The sequence below is a fragment of the Trinickia dabaoshanensis genome (assembly GCF_002879885.1).
Taxonomy (GTDB): domain Bacteria; phylum Pseudomonadota; class Gammaproteobacteria; order Burkholderiales; family Burkholderiaceae; genus Trinickia; species Trinickia dabaoshanensis.
This window is the reverse complement of record NZ_PNYA01000011.1, coordinates 162,066-184,261: the sequence shown is the minus strand read 5'-3', so window position 1 is coordinate 184,261 and position 22,196 is coordinate 162,066. Positions and strand designations below refer to the sequence as shown.

The 22,196-nt window shown below is 62.9% G+C and carries 17 protein-coding genes; 11 read left to right on the top strand and 6 right to left on the bottom strand.

The features are described 5' to 3' along the window. Positions 1 to 83: 83 nt before the first annotated feature. Positions 84 to 1,055, top strand: a complete 972-nt coding sequence (locus tag C0Z18_RS14245) for a thymidylate synthase (RefSeq protein WP_102646056.1) — start codon at positions 84 to 86, stop codon at positions 1,053 to 1,055. A gap of 129 nt (positions 1,056 to 1,184) precedes the next feature. Here the strand turns inward: C0Z18_RS14245 and C0Z18_RS14240 are convergent, their stop codons facing one another. Beyond that, positions 1,185 to 3,608 carry a DUF6600 domain-containing protein gene (locus tag C0Z18_RS14240; RefSeq protein ID WP_102646055.1) on the bottom strand — a complete coding sequence of 808 codons (2,424 nt, stop codon included), beginning with the start codon at positions 3,606 to 3,608 and terminating at the stop codon, positions 1,185 to 1,187. A 131-nt stretch (positions 3,609 to 3,739) separates the two neighbouring features. Beyond that, the gene (locus C0Z18_RS14235; protein WP_102646054.1) at positions 3,740 to 4,462 is read right to left on the bottom strand and encodes an ArsR/SmtB family transcription factor; all 723 of its coding nucleotides are present in this window, start codon (positions 4,460 to 4,462) and stop codon (positions 3,740 to 3,742) included. An 82-nt stretch (positions 4,463 to 4,544) separates the two neighbouring features. On the opposite strand from C0Z18_RS14235, the gene C0Z18_RS14230 reads away from it, so the two are divergent. The 10 genes from C0Z18_RS14230 (at position 4,545) to C0Z18_RS14185 (ending at position 16,941) form a co-directional block, all read left to right on the top strand. Continuing rightward, complete coding sequence (locus tag C0Z18_RS14230) at positions 4,545 to 4,766, top strand: hypothetical protein (RefSeq protein WP_102646053.1); 222 nt, start codon at positions 4,545 to 4,547, stop codon at positions 4,764 to 4,766. Positions 4,767 to 4,873: 107 nt separating this feature from the next. Next, a complete protein-coding gene (locus C0Z18_RS14225; protein WP_102646052.1) occupies positions 4,874 to 6,139 on the top strand; it encodes an MFS transporter in 1,266 nt (421 codons plus the stop codon). Between the two features lie 57 nt (positions 6,140 to 6,196). Then, the gene (locus C0Z18_RS14220) at positions 6,197 to 7,225 is read left to right on the top strand and encodes a GlxA family transcriptional regulator (RefSeq protein WP_102646051.1); all 1,029 of its coding nucleotides are present in this window, start codon (positions 6,197 to 6,199) and stop codon (positions 7,223 to 7,225) included. 133 nt (positions 7,226 to 7,358) lie between these two features. Further along, a complete protein-coding gene (locus C0Z18_RS14215) occupies positions 7,359 to 7,862 on the top strand; it encodes an acyl-CoA thioesterase (RefSeq protein WP_102646050.1) in 504 nt (167 codons plus the stop codon). Between the two features lie 522 nt (positions 7,863 to 8,384). Further along, positions 8,385 to 10,901, top strand: a complete 2,517-nt coding sequence (locus tag C0Z18_RS14210) for a type VI secretion system Vgr family protein (RefSeq protein WP_102646049.1) — start codon at positions 8,385 to 8,387, stop codon at positions 10,899 to 10,901. A 1-nt stretch (position 10,902) separates the two neighbouring features. Then, the gene (locus C0Z18_RS14205) at positions 10,903 to 11,895 is read left to right on the top strand and encodes a DUF4123 domain-containing protein (protein ID WP_102646048.1); all 993 of its coding nucleotides are present in this window, start codon (positions 10,903 to 10,905) and stop codon (positions 11,893 to 11,895) included. Beyond that, positions 11,892 to 14,717: a T6SS effector BTH_I2691 family protein gene (locus C0Z18_RS14200; RefSeq protein ID WP_102646047.1), complete on the top strand. Its 2,826-nt coding sequence runs from the start codon at positions 11,892 to 11,894 to the stop codon at positions 14,715 to 14,717. Before C0Z18_RS14205 ends, C0Z18_RS14200 begins: the two co-directional genes overlap by 4 nt. After that, positions 14,714 to 15,448 carry a putative type VI secretion system effector gene (locus tag C0Z18_RS14195; RefSeq protein ID WP_102646046.1) on the top strand — a complete coding sequence of 245 codons (735 nt, stop codon included), beginning with the start codon at positions 14,714 to 14,716 and terminating at the stop codon, positions 15,446 to 15,448. The genes C0Z18_RS14200 and C0Z18_RS14195 overlap by 4 nt, the downstream gene beginning before the upstream one ends. 191 nt (positions 15,449 to 15,639) lie before the next feature. After that, positions 15,640 to 16,659 carry a hypothetical protein gene (locus C0Z18_RS14190; RefSeq protein WP_102646045.1) on the top strand — a complete coding sequence of 340 codons (1,020 nt, stop codon included), beginning with the start codon at positions 15,640 to 15,642 and terminating at the stop codon, positions 16,657 to 16,659. 21 nt (positions 16,660 to 16,680) lie between these two features. Beyond that, complete coding sequence (locus C0Z18_RS14185) at positions 16,681 to 16,941, top strand: PAAR domain-containing protein (protein WP_102646044.1); 261 nt, start codon at positions 16,681 to 16,683, stop codon at positions 16,939 to 16,941. A 13-nt stretch (positions 16,942 to 16,954) separates the two neighbouring features. Here the strand turns inward: C0Z18_RS14185 and fumC are convergent, their stop codons facing one another. From fumC to C0Z18_RS14165, 4 genes are all read right to left on the bottom strand, one after another. Next, a complete protein-coding gene (fumC, locus tag C0Z18_RS14180) occupies positions 16,955 to 18,352 on the bottom strand; it encodes a class II fumarate hydratase (RefSeq protein WP_102646043.1) in 1,398 nt (465 codons plus the stop codon). An 81-nt stretch (positions 18,353 to 18,433) separates the two neighbouring features. Next, entirely contained in the window at positions 18,434 to 20,029 is a 1,596-nt protein-coding gene (locus tag C0Z18_RS14175; protein WP_102646094.1) for a phospholipase D-like domain-containing protein, read from the bottom strand. A gap of 310 nt (positions 20,030 to 20,339) precedes the next feature. Further along, a complete protein-coding gene (locus C0Z18_RS14170) occupies positions 20,340 to 21,728 on the bottom strand; it encodes an MATE family efflux transporter (RefSeq protein WP_102646042.1) in 1,389 nt (462 codons plus the stop codon). Between the two features lie 178 nt (positions 21,729 to 21,906). Next, positions 21,907 to 22,128 (bottom strand): RNA-binding S4 domain-containing protein, encoded by a 222-nt coding sequence (locus C0Z18_RS14165; protein ID WP_102646041.1) that lies wholly within the window; start codon positions 22,126 to 22,128, stop codon positions 21,907 to 21,909. Between the last annotated feature and the right edge of the window lie 68 nt (positions 22,129 to 22,196).

Below are 22,196 nucleotides of genomic sequence, written 5' to 3'. Positions count from 1 at the left end.
GTCGGAAATCTCGCGGCTTGGTAAAATCGCGGTTTGCGCGGTGCGAGAGCGGCCGCGCGCCACGAGCCGAAGGATTTTCGCGCATGAAACAGTACCTCGATCTCGTCCGCACGATTCTCGAGACGGGCAGTTGGCAGGAAAACCGTACCGGCATTCGCACGATCTCGATGCCGGGCGCCATGATGCGCTTCGACCTGCAAGAAGGCTTTCCGGCCGTTACCACGAAAAAGCTGGCGTTCAAGTCGGCGATCGGCGAGATGGTCGGTTTTCTGCGCGCTTCGCGCAGCGCGGCCGATTTCCGTGCGCTCGGCTGCAAGGTCTGGGATGCGAACGCCAACGAAAACGCGCAGTGGCTCGCCAATCCGTATCGCGAAGGGACGGATGACCTCGGCGACGTGTATGGCGTGCAGTGGCGCAAGTGGCCGGGCTATAAGGTCGTGGAGGCGTCGCAGCAAGCGCGCGTGGCCGATGCGACGCAGCGCGGATACCGTATCGTCACCCAGTTCGAGGAAGACGGCGTCCAAAAGGTGCTGCTGTACAAGGCCATCGATCAGTTGCGGCAGTGCCTCGATACGATCATGAGCAATCCGTCGGATCGCCGAATTCTCTTCCATGGCTGGAATCCCGCGCTGCTCGATCAGATCGCGCTGCCAGCGTGCCATTTGCTTTATCAGTTCCTGCCGAATGCCGCGCGCCGAGAGATATCGCTGTGTCTGTATATCCGCAGCAACGATGTCGGTCTCGGTACGCCGTTCAATCTCGTCGAGGGGGCAGCGTTGCTTTCGCTCGTCGGGCGCTTGACGGGGTACGCGCCGCGTTGGTTTACGTACTTCATCGGCGATGCGCACATCTACGAGAACCAGCTCGAGATGCTGCAACGTCAATTGGAACGAGAGCCGTATGAGAGTCCGCGTTTGGTTATCGCCGATCGCGTGCCCGATTACGCCGAGACGGGCGTGTATGCGCCCGAGTGGCTCGAGCAGGTCGAGCCCGGCGATTTCTCGTTGGTGGGCTATCGCCATCACGAGCCGCTGACGGCGCCCATGGCCGTTTAAGCGCGTTGAGCGCTTTGCTCGAAGCCTAAAAAAGCCCGCGGTACCGCGCGGCGGCTCGAGCCGGATACGTTTTCCGGCTCGGCGCTCCGCGCGGCTACCGCGGGCTTCGACGTTTACCGCCTCCGGGCGTTAGCCTTGATGGCGTTCGTGGCCGCCGTGCGATGGCGCAGCCGCATGTTGCTGTTCGTGCTGCGCCGGGGCGGGGCGGGGCTGCGGCTGCGGTTGCGGCTGCGGCTGCGGGCGCGGCTGTTCGAAATGAGGCTGCGGTTGCGGCTGCGGGCGCGGCTGTTCGAAATGAGGCTGCGGTTGCGGCTGCGGACGCGGCTGTTCGAAATGAGGCTGCGGTTGCGGCTGCGGGCGCGGCTGTTCGAAATGAGGCTGCGGCTGCGGTTGCGGGCGCGGCTGCTCGAAGTGAGGCTGCGGCTGCGGTTGCGGGCGCGGCTGCTCGAAGTGAGGCTGCGGCTGCGGACGCGGCTGCTCGAAGTGAGGCTGCGCTTGCGGTTGCGGTTGCGGTTGCGGGCGCGGCTGTTCGACGTGAGGCTGCGCTTGCGGTTGCGGGCGCGGCTGTTCGACGTGAGGTTGCGCTTGCGGTTGCGGACGTGCCTGCTCCGCGTGAGGTTGAGCTTGCGGATGCGCCTCGTTCATCGGCATATGTTGCCCCGTGATGGGCGCGTGCGGCTGCGTCCAAGCCGGTGCTGGCCGGGCGCCCGGCTGGATGCCGTGTTCGGCCTGAGTGTTCACGACGGGCGGACGCGGCACGCCGTTGTTGGGCTGTGCGTGCTCAACCGGCGCGGGGGCATGGGGTTGTTGGCCCGGCCCCGCTTCGACGCGCGGTTGCGCGCCGGGCTGCGGTGCATGTTGCTCGGCATGGGCCGGACCGTGAGTCGGCGTGATCACGGGCGAGTGGGTATCGACGACATGCACGGCCCGTGCGGGCATCGTCTGCGCATGGCCCACCATCGGCCCCGGCATCGCCGGCCGCGCGACGGGCGCGCCTGCCCCGGGGACTTGGCCGCCGGCATGCGCGAGATGCGCGGCCAAAGGATCGTGGAAGGCTGCCGGCGTCGGCGGCGTGTGGGTCGCAACGACCGTGCGCGAGGCGATGGCCTGCGGCGGCCGGTAGGTCGCCGGCCGCAGGCCCGGCGCGAAGCTCTGTTTCACCGGGGCGACGCCCGCGGCGCCCGGGTTGATCCGCACGTTATGCCACTGGTGCGGATCGACACGTTGCGCAAAATGCGCAACGGGCTTGCCGTTCACGAACGCCTTTGCCGGCACTGCCGTGACGGCGCCCGGCGCGTTGTAGTTGATGTACGTATTGTGAATGTTGGTGATGTTGACGGTCTTGTTGATGTTGTTGTTGACGATGACCGTCTGATTGACTCGCTGGTAGTACCTCGGGCTCCATCCGCCCCAGCCCGGGTGCCACACCTCTCCTGGGCCGAGCGGGAACCACGCGAGCCCGGGTGTCGCGGCGCCGCCGATCGAGAGGCTCACGCTCCAACTGAGCCCGCCGCCGCCCCCTCCGCCGACGAACGCCACGAGCGCCGGCGCGTACATAGGCGGCTCGCTCACGATGCGCGGCCCCGGCACCCAGCACCAGGACGAATGCAGATACGCCCAGCGTCCGTAGTGGTACGGTGCGAAGCCCCATGGCGCGTCGTCGATCCAGGTCCAGCCCCACGGCGCGATCCAGGCCCAGTGGCCATCGTGATAGGGCGCCCAGCCCGCGGGCTCTTGGTTCGGCACCCAGACAGCGCCGTATTGCGGGTCGTCGCTCCAAGTGCCGTTCGCATCGAGATCCTCGTAGCCGGGCACGTCACGCGACACATAGCGCGCCGATACCGACCGCTCCTCGGCGGCATCGCGGCTCGCGGCCCACTGGTCGAATGCATCGGGCGAGGGCGCTTGCGCGACCGAAGCCTCCTCCAAGTTGGTGCCCGTGAACGTGATCTGTTGCCCGGCCTCGACGGGCACCTGGCCGTTCTGCCCGTAGGCGGTGACGGCACCTCTGTGGACCGTCACCGTGGTCGTGCTGCCGTCGGGCGCCACATCGACGCGGTAATCGCCGGGCCGCGTCACGCCCAGTGCGACATTGGGGGTGTCGATTTCGTAGGTCGAACCGCTCGGTATCGACCGGACGTTCGTCGACAGCGTGCCTTGCGCCACTTTCAGTTGCGCGTTCGTGTCGTCGAGGTTCATCACGTCGAGGCTCGTCGACGAACCCAGCCGCACGGCCGTCGAACCGATATGCAGCTCGGAACGCGCGTTCGCGTCGTTCCAGAGTTGGTCGCCCGTGGTCAGCGGGCGGTTGACGGACGCGTAAGACCAGTCGCCGGCGCCGGCCGGTTGGGTCGTGACGGTGCCCGCCATGTAGTTCAAGCGCGCGACGCGTCCGGGCGGGTCGGCGCTTTGGCTTGCGGGTGCGCCGTTGGGCGCCGGCGGCACTTGCGCGAAGGCGGCGCGCGCGGCGAGGGTCAACGGGGCAAGGGCGAGCAGCGTGAAGCCGGCGATACGTCGAAACGTCACGAAGGGTGAACGGGCGTGCGTAGTCATGATGGTCTCGTTTTGGTGCCGGATCGTAATACGTCCGTGACAGCACTGTAGCGCCACCGCCTGTATCAATGCGCTCCGTTTTGTAGCCGCGCGTTCCGGCCTGTAACGAAAAATATCGGGCCCGTGCGAGGTCACGCGCCGAGCAGCGCGTCGAATTGCTGCTTGCCGGCGGGGGTGATGCGCAGCACGCGCGGTTGGTGCGCGTGCTCCACCCAGCCTTCTCGAGTCCAATGATCGAGCAGCGCCGCGCCGAGCGCGCCGCCAAGGTGGGCGCGACGCTCGCTCCAGTCCAAGCAGGTGCAAGCGAATCGCCGTTTGCGCTTGCGCTGCGCGCCGACGTCGATGCCCCAGCCCGCCAAAACTGCGGCACCTTCCTTCGTGGCTTCGACGGTGCTGCCCTCGTCCACGAGCCAGCCGCGTCCGATCAGATGGTCGAAGACACGCACGGCCAACTCGCCGGCCATGTGGTCGTAGCACGTGCGCGCGTAGCGCATCTCGACAGGCACCGTGCGTGCCGCGACCGGCGTTGGACGCGCGGGCGCGCTGGCCTGAGCCAGATGCGCGAGCGCTTCGATCGCGGCCGCCACCTCCGGAGTGGCGATGCGATAGTAGCGATGCCGGCCGCGTACCTCGAGAGCCACCAAGCCGCTCTCGGCGAGCTTGGCCAGATGACCGCTCGCGGCCGACGGCGACAGCCCGGCGATGATCGTCAATTCACCGGCGGGCCTCGCGCTGCCGTCCATCAGGGACCAGAGCATGGCGGCGCGGCCGGCGTCGGCGAGTAGTGCGCCGATGCGCGACAGACCCGGGAAATGAGCGGTATCGCGTTCGGCGGTGGGCGCGGAGATGGCCATGGGGTTGCCTCGTGGAAATAGGAGGATCGGAATGGCTCTACTGTAATCTCCAGATGCATTCGATGCTTCCGCGTTACATGAAATGTCGATTGCTCCGCGCGGGCGCCGGGCGCGCTTCAAGCCCACGCTAGAATGCCGTTTTACGCTGTTTTCGGGCGAGGACGCGATGAAGGCGTGGTGGGCGGCCGCTTTGGCGGCGTGGTTATGCATCGGGTGCGCGCAAAACGGCTCGCCCGGTGCGAATTCGGGCGGCAGCATCACGATGTACGGCACGATCGATCAGGGCGTGACGTTCCGCAAGTAAAGCGTACGCCAACGGTGCGATTGGCAGAAATTGATGCATCATTGGCATTTCTGCCAATGCGGTCCAGGCGAGGATAGGCATTCTCCTCTTCACGCCAAGGCTCATCGATGCACGCTGCTCTATCCCTCGACCCCGGCCGCGACGAGCGGGCGGGCCGCCGCAATGCCCGTGTGCTGGCGCTTTGCCAGGCCTTGTACACGTCGTCCGTTTCGATCGATCTGACGTTGACGGGGCTGGTCGGCTATCAGCTCGCCGACGATAAAGCGCTCGCCACCTTGCCGTTCTCGTTGATTACGGTCGCGGCGGCGCTAACGACGATCTTCGCGTCGTTTTTGATGGCCCGTATCGGTCGCCGTGCCGGCTTCGCATTGGGTGCGACCGTCGGGGCGGCAGGCGGCGCGATTTCCGTTCACGCGATTTTCATCCACAGCTTTTGGCTGTTTTGCTGCGGGACGGCTACGGTCGGCGTATTTCAGGCCTTCGCGCAGTACTATCGCCTCGCCGCCGCTGACGCCGTGGACGCGCAGGCGAAGAGCCGGGCGATTTCCACTGTGTTGACGGGCGGCGTCGTGGCGGCCGTGCTCGGACCGGCGCTCGCCGCGTGGAGCCGCGATTGGCTCGCGCCGGTCACGTTCGCGGGTTCCTACGCGCTCGTGACCGTGCTCGGGCTCGCGTCCATGGCGCTCGTATCAATTGGCTATCGCAACGTGGGGCCGGCCGCGGCCGCACCGTCCTCTGGAATCTCCAAGCAGGCCGACGAGGCGCTCGCGCGCCCCCTTTGGCGCATCGTCACGCAGCCGATCTTCATGGCCGCGCTCGCCAACAACGCGCTCGGCTACATGGTCATGATGTTCGTGATGACGGCCACGCCGATCGCGGCGGTGGCGTGCGGCCATACGATCGGCGACGGCGCCCGTATCATCGAGTGGCATCTCGTCGGCATGTACGCGCCTTCGCTGTTCGCCGCGCGCTTGATTGCCCGCTTCGGCGTGCTGCGTATCATCGGCGCCGGTATCGGCTTGTCGGCGGCTTGCGGCGCGATCGCGCTATCGTCCTCCGACTTGCCGCACTTTTACGCGGCGCTAGCGGCGCTCGGCGTTGGTTGGAATTTCATGTTCGTCGGCGGCACGACATTGCTTGCGCAGTCGTATCGCCCGAGCGAACGCGCGAAAACGCAGGCGACGAGCGAGTTCACCACCTTCGGATGCACCGCGCTCGCGTCGCTGACCGCTGGGCAGTTACTGGCACGCTTCGGATGGTCCACGGTCTGCGCCAGCGTGTTTCCGGCGCTGGCGATCGCCGCGTGTGCGACGTTGGCTTATGGATGGTCGCGCTCGCGTGCACGTTCGGGTACTGCAGCGAGCGTATCGTGAAGCGCGCTATGTGTCGGGATCGAGTCCCGAGTATCGAGTATCAAGTAAGGAATCCTAATGAATTCGCCGGCAACGTCTCCCGTCCGTCAAATCGTGTTCGCGGTGGCGCCACATTTGGTATTGCTCGACGCCTGCGGGCCGTTGGAAGCGTTTTGGCGTGCCGAGCTCGAAATGCGTCAAGCGCGTAAAAGCGTGGGCGACGAACGTGTGGCCTACCGAACGCGCGTCGCGTCGATTGAAGGCGGTGTTTTGGAGACGCACGTGGGCTTGCCTGTCGTCGTCGAGCGGCTCGATGCGTTGGAAAACGAACCGATCGATACGGTGATCGTCGCGGGGACGTTCGTCGCCGATCAAATGGTGCTGGATGCGCAACTGATCGAATGGCTCGAGCGGATGGCGCCGCGCATTCGTCGCGTCTGTTCGGTTTGCGTCGGCGCGTTTTATTTGGCCGCCGCGGGCTTGCTGGCGGGCCGCCGGGCGACGACCCATTGGCGTAGCGCCGACGAACTCGCGCGCCGCTTTCCCTCCGTGCGTGTGGATGCCGATCCGATTTTCATTCGCGACGTGCGCGACGGACGCGCCATATGGACCTCCGCGGGCGTGACCGCCGGCATCGATCTCGCGCTCGCGCTGATCGAGGAAGACTTCGGCCATGCGCTTGCGATACAGGCGGCGCGGCGGCTCGTCGTATTCATGAAGCGCCCGGGCGGACAGTCGCAATTCAGCGCGACACTCGACGCGCAGCAGTGTCCGACGGGGGAATTCGACGCACTCCATGCGTGGATGGCGGCGAATCTGCGCGACGACTTATCCGTCGAACGGCTGGCCGAACATGTTCGCATGTCCCCGCGTACGTTCGCGCGGCGCTATGCGCTTGCGGTGGGGCGCACGCCCGCCAAGACCGTGGAGGCACTACGGCTCGAAGCGGCCGCCAGTTCGCTCGCGCAATCGCGCCGGCCGATGAAACGAATCGCGCTCGACTGCGGTTTCGGCACCGAGCAAAATTTGCGGCGGGCATTCGTTAGACGGTTCGGCGTACCGCCGCTCAGCTATCGGGAGCGCTTCGCGCCGCTTTCCGCCGCTTAGTGCCGCTTACCGGCCTCGGTGCTTTCAGTGCCGCTCAGCGCCGCGAATGCGCCATCGGCGCGCGCGGGGTGAATATTGCGCCTTTATAATCGGCTCCTTTCTAGCTGCGCGAACGCGCATCACCGGAGCCACGATGAGCACGCCCTCCACCCCCTTGGACCGTTCGGAAACGACGTTTCGTTTCCTTGCCGAGCCGACTTCCGTCAACTTCGGCGGCAAGGTCCACGGCGGTGCACTGATGAAATGGATCGACGAAACGGCGTACGCTTGCGCGGCCGTCTGGTCGGGACGCTATTGCGTGACGGTCAGCGTCGGCAACATTCGCTTCCGCCGGCCGATTCTCGTCGGCAATCTGGTGGAACTGCGGGCACGCGTCGTCGCGACGGGGCGCACGAGCATGCATATCCACGTGACTGTGCATGCCGGCGACCCCAAGAGTGGGCAATTGCGTTTGACGACCGATTGCCTCGTCGTGTTCGTCGCCGTCGACGAGAATGGGACGCCGATTCCCGTGCCCCCGTTCGAGCCGCGCACGGACGAACAAAAGCGTGTCGCGAAGTACGCGATGGACGTTAAAACCGCGCTGGATGCAATCGTCGAATTGAAGCCGGAAGAGATGGCGAACGGCAGTATCTGATACCGATGCGATGGCGTGCTTCGGCTTCGCCATCCTTATTGATCGGGGCCGTCCGGGCCCCCCCCCCCGCCTAGTTCGAAACGCATTGGTTCCAATCCATGTTCACGAACTGAAAGCAAAGCCGGCTTTTCTTTTCGCGTCGAATATGTGGCCGGAATTTATTCCCATTCCTTCAAATTGCCTACGGTAATTAATGCCGTCTCGGTCGAATTGACATTGTTAAGTTCGGCTGATAACGTGCGGCAACCGTTTTGGTGAGCTTTTCATGGCTTGAATCAACGCGTCTGGGCTGGTCGGCCTGGTGCTGCGTGCCGTGCCGAGTAATCGGCGGGGGAATCGTTGTCGGTCGCGTATGGCCTGCGAACTTGCGCCAACGTCGAGCAAATTGAAAACTTTTGTCATCGGCTTATCCTCCGCTGCCCATAGGCTGCGCACCGTTAACCGCAATGTCGCATCGGTCCGGTTTCACAAGCAGTCGTTGGAATTCACGATTTTAAGAACGAACCTGAGAAGAGTCGCACGATGCCAGAAAACCTCGGCCGGATTTTTCAGAGTGGCTATGCCCAATTTCAGCGTCTCGTCACGCTCGAGACGCCAGCCGGGGAGGATCGACTCGTACCGCTGTGGGTGAAGGGTTCCGCGCAACTGGGCCGCGACTATGAATTCGTTGTCGAAGCGGTCGCGTCGAGCGCTGCGGAACCGATCGATGCGCGTAAGCTGCTCGGCAATTCAATCACCCTCCGGATCCGGCAGACCGACGGCTCGTATATTCCGATTCACGGGTACGTGCACGACTTTGCCGAGCTTGGCGCCGACGGATCGTGCATCTTCTACCAGCTCCGATTTTCCTCTTGGCTCTACTTCTTGCGATTGCGTCGTGACCAGCGCGACTGGCTGGAGACATCGGGCGAACAGATTCTCCGCGATGTATTCGGCGAGCATAGTCAGCTAATGGGGAATGCCTTCCGGTTCGACTTGCATCAGCCGATGCCGGAGTATTCCTATCGCATGCAGAGCGAGTTCGATCTGAACTTCGTCTATCGCAGCATGGAAGAAGCAGGCGTGTTTGGGCGTTTCGAATTTGCGAAGAACGGTCGCTCGCACACGTTCGTCATCACGGACGACATCTCTCTGGCGCCGATACTCGCGCAAAAGACCGTAAAGCTGGGTCGTGCGGGCGCGAGCGCCGAGTTCGATGGTTTCACGTCTTGGCGTGAGCGGTTGCAACTGCAAAGTGCGCTGTTGACCACGAGTACGTTCGACTACAAGCGGCCGGACCTAGAGAAGCGCACGCAGGCTGTGACAACTGCACCGGACTCGATGCCGGTCGATGGCGAAGTCTACGACTACACGGGCGCTTACACCTGGGGGGAGCGCGACGACGGCGAGCGCCAGGCTCGTACGCGTGTCGAGGCGTGGGAGTCGCAAATCCAGCGTTTCGATGCGGTGGGCGGGTTGCGCGCGGCAATGCCCGGATTCGGCTTTACGCTCGACCGCGGGGGCTCGTCGTCCGGGAACGATCAGTTCGTGATACTCGGTGTGAATTGGGCCATTCGCAATAATGTGCCGGGCCTCGACGCCTATCCGCCCATCGAGGACAGCCTGCGCGGCGAGATCGCTGCGCACGTCGCGAGCAGCGCCGGTGGGCTCGTCAAGTATGGCGACGGGAGCGAGGGCTTCTTTCAAGTGCGTGTGGAGTCCCAGCGGCTCAACGTTCCTTTTCGGTTGCCCCGCGAACACCACAAGCCGCAAATGTCGCTAATGAACGCGATCGTTGTGGCGCCGGGAGGCGAAGAAGTCCAAACCGACCGCCTCAACCGCGTAAAGATTCGCTATCCGTGGTATCGGGATGCAACGGCCTCGTGTTGGGTGCGCACGGCATGTGCGGACGCCGGCAGCCAGCGCGGCGCGGTTCACCCCTTGCGGGGCGGGGATGAAGTTCTGATCGATTTCGTCGGTGGCGACTGCGATCGCCCAGTGATCGTTTCGCGTGTGTTCGGCGGGGCGACGGAGCCTGTTTGGCATACGAACGGGCTGCTGTCCGGGCTGCGCTCCAAAGAGTACGGAGGGACCGGGTTCAACCAACTCGTTCTCGACGACTCGACGGGGCAGAACCGCGTCCATCTGTACTCGAGCAGCTACCAGTCGCATCTGCATCTCGGGTATCTCATTCAGCATGAAAACAATACCCGGGGCGTATTTTTGGGCAGCGGCTTCGACTTGAAATCCGATGCCTACGGGGCGTTACGCGCGGGTCAGGGCCTGCTCGTCTCGACACATCCGACGACGACTGCTCAGCCTCTCGACGTCACCGCGGCGGCCGAACAGCTTGCCGGCGCCAAGCAAGTAGCCGACATTGCATCGAAGGCAAGCGCGTCCAATCAGGCGGAAGGGCTCGACGATGGATTGAAATCGTTGGATCGCTTCGCGCAGGCAACGCGGCACAACAGCTCGGGCAGCGCGGCTAGCGGCCGAACGGCTGGCGGAGGAACGGGCACGGCCAACGGCTTCAGCATGCCTGTGATGCTGCTCGCCAGTCCCGCGGGCATGGGGCTGTCCACACAGGACTCGCTGCAAGCAACGGCGAATCAGCACGTCAACGTCGTGAGCGGCCAGAACACGCACATTGCGACGGGCAAGTCGCTTCTCGTTAGTGCGATGGAAAAAATCAGCCTGTTCGTGCAGAACGCGGGGATGAAGCTGTTCGCCGCGAAGGGCAAGGTGGAGATCCAGGCGCAGAGCGATGAAATGGCGCTCTCGGCGCTGAAGGACCTGACGATCAAGAGCGCTAACGGCCGGATCGTGCTGTCTGCCGACAAGGAAATATGGATAGGCGCTGGAGGCTCGTACATTCGAATTGCCAGCGACATGATCGAAAACGGAACGAACGGCCAGATTCTCGAAAAATGCGCGAGTTGGGACAAGCCTGGCGCGTCGTCGATGCGTGTGCCGGCAACGGTTTCGAGCGTCGCGAACGGGTGCTCGTGGCGCAGGGCCGGCGCTGCGGCCGATAGTGCCTCGATGGTGGAGCTCGACTGACATGGCTGAACCGAATTCAAACGCCCATGCGGCTACGGATCGCACCGGGCCGGGCGCGATCGAGGCAGCCGTGATTGCGCTGCAGAACTATTTCCAACGCAATCGCGAGATGCAATGCTTGTTGATCGTCGATCCGCAACCGAGCGATTTGCCGGAGCCAAAGGGCAAGCACAACCTCGACGACTTGCCTCGAACCGTTGTACCGACCGCGCATGAGGCGTTTCCCGAATCCGAGCGCCCCTATCTATTGACGTTGAATCCCCGGCTGCCGCAGTTCGGCGCATGGTTGGCCGAGAGCGTGCGCGTCGCACTAGCGGATCGTCGTCCCGACGTGATTGCACGCGTGCCGGGGCAGCGTATCGGCGGCTGGCTGGCGACGCCGGCGCCGGTATCGGCCGATGAGGTGGCCACGCACCTTTCTCGGCAAGTGCTGCAAATCGACGATCGGGGCAAGACCTGTGCGCTACGCTTTCAAGATTCGCGGGCGCTCGCGCTGCTTTGGCCGGTGCTGACGCTCATGCAAAAGGAGACGCTGCTCGGGCCTGTGAAGACGTGGCACGCGTTCGACGCTGGGGCGCGGCTCGCGGCCTACGCCGGCTTGTATCCGAAGATGCTCGACGATCTTTCGTTCAAGCCTCAGCAGTGGAGCGCCATTCGCCGTCATGGATTGGTCAATCGCGCGCTCGCTTTGCATATCGCTGCCATAGGCCATCAGCCGGAGCCTGAAACCGTTGAAGTCGCAGTCTCGGCGGCGGCGCGCGCCGAGCAGTACGGCCTGGTCGAACGCGACGACAAGCTCGCTTTCATCGGCCATGCACTGTCATGGCATCCGCATTTCGACGCGCATCCGCGCGTGCAAGAGGTGCTCCGGAACGTGTCGCCCGACGAGTTTTATGTCGCGGGTATGAGCGAGCTATCGATCGATGAAATCGAGGCCATTCGCGGCGGTGCTTGGTATGTCGGAAAGAACAACAAAGATGGACTCAGGGCATGACTGAACAGACGAAGTGCGCTAACTGCGAGAAGACGGGATTGCCGATCCTGCCGGTACGCTACGCCGTGTTGCCAAAGACCGTGGGGGCCAAGCTGCCCGCGGGTATCACGGGCAAGGGCATGACGGATGTCCAACTGCACGAGCATCAATACGGCCTGCGCACGTTGCGTGAGGGCTGGCTATTCGTGTTTCACGAGAGAGCGGCTCGCGGAAAAAACCATTGGCAAGCTTATCGAGTGACGTCGGATGGTCGGCTTTGGATGCAGCAATTGCCGTTGCCGTTCGAGCCCAAGACCCATCCAACCTGCGCGAAGAAGAGCATCGTGGTGGAGATGGACATGATCACCATCGAGCAACCCGATAAATGCGGCAAAGTGTGGCTGGCTTTTTCCGAGCATGCTTGGCAGCAGGAGACGTTCGATCAGTACGCGACGAATGCCGCTTTGCGAGCGCAGCGGATGCAGATGATCGATCCGGCGCAATGGGTGGGATCGGCGAAAGATCCGCATGGGCATGCGGTGGAAGCGACGCAAGCTTCGATCGACGATGTGGTCGAGTACATGCCCGGGTTCGATCCGAAATTGCTGAACCCGCCCGCTGGATTGCAGACTCAGGACACCGGCGCTTACAACAAGGCGTTGCTCGAGCGCGTGGCGACGATCTATCCGCTGGCGATTCGGCAAGCGACACCTGACTCGGCTAGTGCGCAGCTCGTGAAGCTGATGCATACCGTCGGCGAAACCGGGCATGGGAAATCACATCCGCCGATGTTGCTGGCGCTGTGGGACGGAATCGGCGCAGCGCATGAACTCAATGGCTTCCGCAACGACGCGGGCAGCATGCTGTCGATTTATGTACGTGAGCGCGCCGTGCAGGTCGATGCGATGCAATGTATCGATGAAGCCGAAGTGGCGGTATCCAATGGCGCAGTGGCGAGAAAAAGCTGGTGGCGCAGGGGGATGCAAGCGGGATGGGAAGGTTTTTTGCAGAATCCGTATGGAGGCGAGGGCGTGATGGCGCCGTTGCCTACGGCTGAGGAAGAGGCTGCGTCCCAGAAGCGTATCGAAGAGGCAGGGGAGATTAGTCCGGCCGAGGCGAAGAAGATTGGAGAGCAGGCCTGGCCGAAGTATCGCGATAAGCTAAAGGACGCAGGCGGTACTCTGAAGAAGTTTCGGCAATTTTTCGTCCAGTTGCAAACGGACATTGCTCAGATACAAGCAAAGCGTACCCCAGACGTTGAGGCATGGCTGAAGGCACCTGTGCTGCTCGCGACTTTGCACGACTACAGCGAGAAGGCCATCGCGGACGGCGTGGCTTTCAACGGCGTGATCGCTGAGGCCATCACCGGATTGCCCTCCGAAGCGAAGGGCGCGGAATTGGTATCGAAACTGGTCGAGCAGACAGACCCGACGCAGCCGGAGAGTATTGTTTGGCGCGGGTTTGCTTACAACCAGAAAGAACCTAAGGCGGAACTCAAAGAACTGCTTGCGCTGGCCACAGCGTATCGAGTGCCGCTTGGCGAGCAGGTCGCGGAGTGGTCGGAGAAGGTTGCCAAAGCGTTGGAGAAGCTCAAGACGTTCACCGAATTGCGGGAGAAGATTGGCGAGGCTGCCGAGCATCAGAATGCAATTTCCGCAACCGAGCGGGCGCTTAAGGCGTACCACACCGACCGGCTTGTCGGTACGATAGGCAATGCGTTGTTCAAGTGGACCGGCATTAGCAAGATTGGCGACTGTGCCGGGGAGTATTTGATCCGCGGCGCACTGATGCTGCGTGTGGGCATCAGCAAAGAGGACACGGTTAAAATCGCAAAGGAATCGGTGCGCGCAGAGCCGGCCCTTCGAGCGAAATTCGAGCAGGGATACTATGCGTTGCGCAAGACTGGTGTCCCTGCGAAGGATGCCTTCGTGCGGTCGATGCGAGATCTCGCCTCCGATGAACGCGGGAAGGTCATGCGGGCGCACTGGAACGCCGTGAAGATCTCGCACGAAGGAAAGGAGGCTGCAGTAGGGATCCGAATCGCCGGAGTGCTTGCGATCATCGAAGTCTTTTGTTTTGCGGCTGCGCTCACGAAGATCGATAAAAGTGGGCAAGATTATGCGCTTCTCGTAGCGAGTGGGTTTTCTGCTACGTCAGCTTGTTTGACCGCGTCGACCAAGGCTATGACGGCGATGGGCAAAGAGGCAGCAATGTCGCTGGCGAACTTCAAGGCGATGACGGGGTATTTAGGGGGGGCCGCAGCGCTTATCGGTGCCATCGTAGACGCAGGGAAGATTGAATCAAACGCGGAGGACGGGAAGATGTCCCTGGTTGCGGCCTACACGGTTAAGACCGGTCTGGGCTTAGCAACAGCCGGCGCGAATTTGCTAACGGCGCTCACGTCGTCCGCGCCATTGATCGAACGCGTTTGCGGAGGAAAGGTTGCCTGGCTTGGGAAAGCTGGGGCGGGAATCGAAGGAGCGGTGGCGCGTGCCGAGGCGCTGGCTGCCGGGAACGCAGTCGACGATGCAGTAAAAGTCGCGATGACTAGGGCGGCTGAGGAAGCCGGAGTGGAAGCCGCGACGGTAATCGCTGATCGTACTGCTTTGCTGATGATTGGTCGGATCGTGCTGTTCATGTCTGGATGGGAGATCGCGATCGCTATTACGGTGATTCAGTTGTTGATCGCCTATTTCGAAGACGACGACCTGCAATCGTGGATGGAGAAGTGCACGTTTGGTAAATCTGCGAATAATCCACCGTGGTCTGCTGGCAAGCAGCATGAGGGATTCGAGAAAGCATTGAAGTCCCTTGGACTTCAAACCGAGGGGCAAGCGGAATGATCGCGGAAGAGACAGTAGGTGTGCCGGTGTTGCTGCGAGGCCATATTCGTAACTTGCGAAAGACGCGGTGTCGTCGCGATTTCGTGTTTACAGAGGCGGATCGCACGAAGATGGGGGCCACGGCTATCGCGGCCGGTTTGGCCGGACTCGGAGGCGTGGCCGCCGGGTTGGGAGCTATGGCGGTAGATACGTCCGAGGAAGCGGATTTACTTGAGTTCGAAATCGACGGCGTACCGGTGAAAGCGTGGGTATGGGTGTCCATGTTCGCGGATGGCGACGACGTCGAGGTCGTTGCGGAACGCACCGACGATACCTGGGTTGGATATGGTATTCGCCGTGTCACAGATCGAATCGTCGCATTGCATCCGCATTGCAGCCGCGGCAGGTTCGCGCATTACCGGGCCTCTGCGCGCTGGTGGTTCAAGCTGACCACTGGTCTACTCGTCGCCACCTACCTACTGATCATAGTCGTATCCCTCCTCAAATCACTGCACAACTGGACGGTGCTTTTGCAAGGTTGCGCATTGGGTGGGGCAGGGCTCGCCTTGATACTGGGCATCATCGCCTATCGAATCTCGAGGAAGTATGCCGGTTTCGTTAGTCTCGCAGAGAAAATATTCGAAGTGTTCGGTTGGCCGGACGTTAAGAATATTGATTTGCCAGCATTGACGAAGAAAAATAAGAAGCCAGGTGATCCAGGCGGGCTTGGCATCTTATTCTTTCGCTATTGAAAGCGGCGCGATGATCTGCCGGGCAACTTTGCTGCGCACATCCTGACCTAAGCATTGCATCGCGCTCCTGAGAACCTTTTCGCGCCGCATGCCGCCCAGTGCGAAACGACCCTCGCTTATAGAGAGTCATTTCGCACTTGCTGTTGCGGTGTTTTTACGCCGCATTGTCCAAAAAATAATAGAGGGCCCAAATGTCATCAGAGCACCCCGTCGTAGCCGACTTTCTGACCTGGCGCGCTGCGTCGAAGCGGTCGTCACCTCGTTGGCCCGCGTTAATCGGTGTGTGCGGAACGGTCGTCACCCTGGCCAACCTGGCGCTTGGCGGCAACCGTACGCTGGATATCGGCTGGCTGGAACTGGACCTGTTTGCTGCCGCCTGCATTTTCGGGTGTTTGACTTTCGCGACTTTTCCTGTCGCGTATAACGACACGGCGCGGCTGTTGCGTGGTCAGCCCCGGCTTTCCGCCGGGAAAAAGTGGCTAACTTGTATCGGGCTTTTTCTATGCGCGCTCGTCGTAAGTCCGACGTTTTCGGTCGCGATTGCGAGGTTCGACCTAATGCATGAAAGCCGGACCAACTGGACGAAGCGATCGCTTTTAGAGTCGTTCAAGCAGCCCTTCTATAGCGAGGACGAATTGACCTGGGCGCAGGGGAAGGACGACTTCCGTTATGTGCCTTCGCAAGTGTTTTGCCCCAGCAGTAGCGTTCGGCGTTACCCGCTCTTGGGCATTGACCGGGTTGACGATTGGCCGGGCGTCATAACGAACACGATGAGAGACCTCAACGGTAACGCAGACGCGCCGCTCCCCGACGTCCTCAAATTTGCTCTGTCGCGTTGCGAGGCCGAAGGGGCGGCGATGCTCAAGGCCGGTTACACGAAAGAATCGGCGTTGCTGAATGGAAATGTAGATCTTTTCTTCACGCGGCTAGCACAATCACGGGAGCGCGAGGGAGCTTGGGATCAGTTGGTGCTTGAGGACGCTCAGATCCCCCCCGATATCATGCGGAAAGTCGAAGCACTACTGGCGGCCGATCCCGATCACATGTCCGACTACACGGATTTCAACCTAGATGGCACACCGCCGGTCGCGCGCGGATTGAAGCCGGCTGCTGCAGGTAGTCCGGACGTGGTACGTCGCTTGAAACCGCTCGCAATCGCGGCGGCGCTCGGACGCACTAAAGATGTTGAGCGTATCAAAGCGGCGGAATGACACGCGGAGCCATCCCCGACCATGATGAATTTAATCCGCCTCGACGACGATACCGACCACGGTGGCAAGGTCATCACCGCCTCGACCACGATGCGTTTCGACGGCCGTTTCGTCGCGCGTAAGGGCGACGAGGTATCGTGCCCTAGGCACCCCGACGTCAAGCCCAATGTGATTCTCGACGGCGACACATCAATGACCGACGCGGGCATTCCCATCGCTCGCCACGGCGATAAAGCCACATGCGGATGCACGCTCATATCGAGTTTGGCGAGCGGATCATAGGCGGCCCCTTCGATCAACCCCGCCGCCCCGTCATCTCTTCAGGCCGCACCCACTCATCGAACTGCGCTTCGGTGACATACCCGAGCGTCAGCGCGGCCGCCTTCAGGGTGGTGCCTTCCTTGTGCGCCTTCTTCGCGATCTGCGCGGCCTTGTCATAACCGATGTGCGGATTGAGCGCCGTCACGAGCATCAACGATTCGTTCAGCAGCGTATCGATGCGCGCGCGATTCGGTTCGATTCCGACGGCGCAATGATCGTTGAAGCTTTGCGCGCCGTCCGCCAGCAGCCGGATCGATTGCAGCACGTTGTGCGCGATCATCGGACGGAACACATTCAACTCGAAGTTGCCGCTTCCTCCGCCGATATTGATGGCCACATCGTTGCCGAACACCTGGCAGCACAGCATCGTCACGGCCTCCGATTGCGTCGGGTTGACCTTGCCCGGCATGATCGAACTACCCGGTTCGTTTTCGGGAATCGCGATCTCACCCAAGCCGCAGCGAGGGCCGCTCGCAAGCCAGCGCACGTCGTTGGCGATCTTCATGAGACTCGCCGCCACCGTCTTCAGCGCGCCGTGCGCAAAGACGAGCGCATCAGCCGCTGCCATCACCTCGAACTTATTGGGCGCGCTGACGAACGGCAGTCCCGTCAAACGACCGATCGCGGCGGCCACGCGCTCGGCGAATTGCGGATGGGCGTTGAGCCCGGTACCCACCGCGGTACCACCCTGTGCCAACTCGTACAAATGCGGCAGTGCCGATTGCAGATGCGCGATGCCGTGCGCAAGTTGCGCCGCATAGCCGGAGAACTCTTGACCCAACGTAAGCGGCGTCGCATCTTGCAAGTGAGTTCGACCGATCTTGACGATGTCGGCGAATGCCTGAGATTTCGCCTCCAACGTATGACGCAACGCACCGAGCGCCGGCAATAGATGCGTGACGATGGCGCTTGCGGCGGCAACATGCATCGCGGTCGGGAATACATCGTTCGACGATTGGCCGCGATTGACGTCGTCGTTCGGGTGCACTTTGCGCGCTTCCCCCCGCTCGCCGCCGAGCAATTCGCTCGCGCGGTTCGCGATCACTTCGTTCAGGTTCATGTTGGTCTGCGTACCCGAACCGGTTTGCCAGACAGCCAGCGGGAATTCGCCGGCGTGACGGCCCTCGATCACTTCATCGGCTGCCTGCATGATCGCGCGAGCCTTGTCCTCGGGGAGGACGCCCAATTCGAGGTTCACCTCCGCGGCGGCGCGCTTGATGAGCGCGAGCGCGGTGATGAGTTCGGGCGATTGCTTTTCGGTCGAGATCTTGAAGTTCTGCAGCGATCGTTGTGTCTGGGCGCCCCACAAGCGCGCGGCCGGCACGGCGATCTCGCCGAACGTGTCGCGCTCCATGCGATGGTCTTCGGTCATGATGCTTCGGCTCCGATACGAAAAACTGCGTTTGAATGGGTTCGGCCCGCCGCGGCTAGCGGCCGCGCGTAGCGCCTAACGTTACAGTTGCGAGTCGACCGGCAACAACAAGAATAGACCCGTGAGTAAATTGCGTACGAACCCCGCCTCGGGATCGAGTGACCAGGTGCGCAAGTGCACGCCCGTCGCATCTTGCTCGGCGCCGGTCCATACGAGCCCCGAATCGGGCGCGCCGAGCGCGTGCAGCGTGGCCTCGTCGTTCGCCGTGGCGAGAGTGACGCGGTAGCTGACCGTCGGCGACATGGCCTGTTCGATGAGCTTGGCTGCTTGGCCCGCGATCGTCGGACTGTCGATGACGAGCGCGAGTTCGCTGTTCAGGTGAGCGGATCGAGGATCGAAATTCAGCGAACCGATCACGAGCGTGCGCCGGTCGATGACATAAGCCTTCGCATGAAGGCTCGCGCGCGATTGCGAGCCGGCGAACAGGCGCGAATGCGTGCGTTGCAGCGGTTGGAACTCGTAGAGCTCGACGCCGTTTTTCAGCAGTGGGATGCGGTAAGGGCTGTAGCCGGCTTGGACGGCGACGGCGTCGGTCGAGGCCATCGAGTTCGTGACCACCGCCACACGTACGCCGCGCTGCGTGAGGCCGGCGAGCAACTTCACGCCGGCCTCGTGCGGGACGAAATACGGCGATAGCAGCAACACCTCGTGCTGCGCGCCGCGCAGCAGCTCGGCGAGCGCGTGCATCGGCGGGCTGCGGTAGTCGTCGTCGGGCTCGGTGATCTTGCGCGGCGAGTCGACGCTGAACGTCGCCGGTGCCCATACGAGGCCCATCTGCTCTTGGGCGATTTGCTCGCGCAGCGGCGCCGCGCTCAAGGGCTTGGCGCCCACGGCCTGTGCTTGGGTACGCCAGTGCTCGCGCAACTCCGCGCGCGCCGCGCTCAAATCGCTTTCGGCGTAGCTATGGGTATCGACGACCTTCAGCGGATAGGCGCCCTCGCTGTTCCAAAACGCATCGAAGCTCTGCGAAACGTCGTGAACGATTGGCCCCGCGGCAAGCACGTCCAAGTCGCGGAACTGCAGTTTCGGGCTGGCGCTGAAATACTCGTCGCCGAGATTGCGGCCGCCTACGATCGCTACCTCACCGTCGGCGATCATCGCTTTGTTGTGCATCCGGCGCGTGAAGCGATCGATGCGGGTCAAGAACGTCTCCGTGCGGGCAAACACGCTTGGGCGTGTGCTGCCGAAAGGGTTGAAGACGCGCACTTCGATGTTCGGATGCGTGGATAGCGCCGCCATCAAGCGCCTGGCATCGTCGAAATTCAAATCGTCCACGAGCAGGCGCACGCGCACGCCACGATCGGCCGCGTAGAGCGCGGCGGCCAGCAGCAGCCGGCCCGTCGTATCCTCGGCGGCGATGTAGTACTGCAGATCGAGTGTCTGCGTAGCCGCGCGGGCAACCGCGATACGCATTTGCAGGGCGTCGGTGCCGTCCGTCAGCAGCCGAAAGCCCGATTGCCCGGCGTGCTTGGCGACCAGCGGTGCGAGTGCATGGCCGAGCGGTGTCGCCTCGGGATTCGACAGCGTATGGGTGGCCGGGCGCTCGAGCGAGGTGGCCGGTGGCAGGGTGGTGCAGGCGGCGAGAAAGGCGGCGAACAGCAAGACGAGCCGGCGCATGATGACCAGTGCATCGACGCGCGCGCGCCACGCCTGCGCTTCAAGCAGGACGCGGGCGGCGCGGCGGCGCGCCAATTCATCCGATGCGGCTCGCGGCCGCGGCCAATGCTCATCGAACACGTCGGACTTTTCCTTCGCTGACGGACCGGCAGGACGAAGAGGAATCGTCCCGGCACGAATAACGGCATTTTAATGTGAAGGCGACGTTCGTCACCCCATTCGTTACCCGTTATGCATGCACATGCCCGGTCGGCGGACAAGCACTTCGCGTGCCCGGCGTTCGGCGGCTATCCAAGTTGGTTTTGTCTGCCTACGCGCCCGGCAGCCGGCGCGTGCGCCGATCGAAGCGCAAGGTCATCAGCACGGCGACGCTGGCGAGACCGGCGGCCAGTCCCCACCACAGGCCGCGCGGGCCGAGCCCCGCATGAAACGCGAGCCAGTAGCCGGTGGGAAAGCCCACGCCCCAATAGCCGAACGCGGCGGCGATCATCGGAACACGCGTGTCCTTGAGTCCGCGCAGACAGCCCGAGCCGATCGTCTGCATGCCGTCCACGATCTGAAACACCGCGGCCACGCCGAGCAGGGAAGCGGCGATCGTGACGGTCTGCGCGTTGGCCGCATCGTTCAGATTCAAATACAAGCCGATGATGGCTTTGGGCGCGACGATGAACAAAAGCCCGGTCATCGACATATAGGCCACGCCGAGTCCGAGTGCGACGAAACCCGCGTGGCGCGCGGCGACGGGGTTGCCCGCGCCCATCCAGTAACCCACGCGCACGTTCGCCGCCTGGCCGATCGCGAGCGGCACCATGAACGTGACCGAGCTGACGCTCATCGCCACTTGGTGCGCGGCAAGCGGTGTCTCGCCCATGAGCCCGATGAACAGGCCCGTGCATAGAAACAGCATGGACTCGACGCCATAGGTGATCGCCACCGGCCAGCCGATCGCGAATAGTTCGCTCATGAGCGGCATGGTCGGCCGTTTGGCGATCACGAAATGCTTGTAGCGAGGGCGTCCATGCAGCATGGCGACGAGCGCGATCGCACTGAGCCACACGGTGATCGTCGTCGCCGTGGCGGAGCCGAGCATGCCGAGGCGCGGCAGGCCCCAGGCGCCGTGAATGAGCCCGTAGTTCAGCACGCCGTTGAACACGACGCCGATCAGCGCGACCCATAGCAGGCGCTTGGCCGCGCCGATGGCCGGTAAGAACGAGCGCATCATGCCGACGCCGATCAAGCTGCCGAGCGAAGCGAAGCGCAGCACGCCCGTATAGGCGCCCACGTCGCGGGCGAGGGTGGGCGGCTCGCCGAATGCGAGCAAGATCGGATGCGCGAACGAGAGCAGCACGAAGGCCGGCAGCGACAGCAGCACGGACAGCGCGAGTCCGGTCCAGTAGATGTGCGGCACGCGATGGTCGGCTTGCGCGCCGCGCGCATTGGCGACCGTGACGCTGACCGAACTGAGCACCCCTTGCAGCAGCGTGACGATCACGAAAAAGATCCCGGCGCCGAGTCCGCCCGCGGCGAGCGCGTCGGCGCTCAGCGAGCCGAGCAGGATCGTATCGGTGACGCCCATCGCCATCTGCGACAGTTGGGCGATGGCGAGCGGAGCGGCCAGGCGGGCGGTATCGGCGGCGTGGCGGGAAAGCGGCGGCGGGGCCGGCTCGGCGGCGGCCCGGGCAAAAGTGGACTCTGACATGGCGAATCGAGGAGGCGCGACGGGGCCGTCAGCGCATCTGAAGCACGGCCCATGTTGTTATCTTCGGAAACGAAGAGCTTATTGCTTCCGCGCTCGTCTGTCGATGGTGCGATGGCGTAGTCGGCGAAATCGTGACTGCGCCAGTGCTTGCGCGTGACTTGCTGCGGCTCGGTAAGGCTCAGCGCGGCTCGTGTACGGCAATGCGCGTGTCGCCCAGCATGACGACTTGGCCTGCGCGAATCTTGCACGTTTTGCGCAACTCGACTTTTCCATCGACCTTGACTTCGCCCGACGCTACCAGCCCTTTGGCGGAGCCGCCGCTGTCGGCCAGGCCCATCAGTTTGAGCAAGTTGTGCAGTTCGACGTGATCGCCCGTGAGCGTGAAATTGAGATTGGCCATGGCGATAACCGGCGTGCGGCGCGAAAGCGATTTGGGCTGGCATCATAAGCCACTCGGGCGGGCACGGG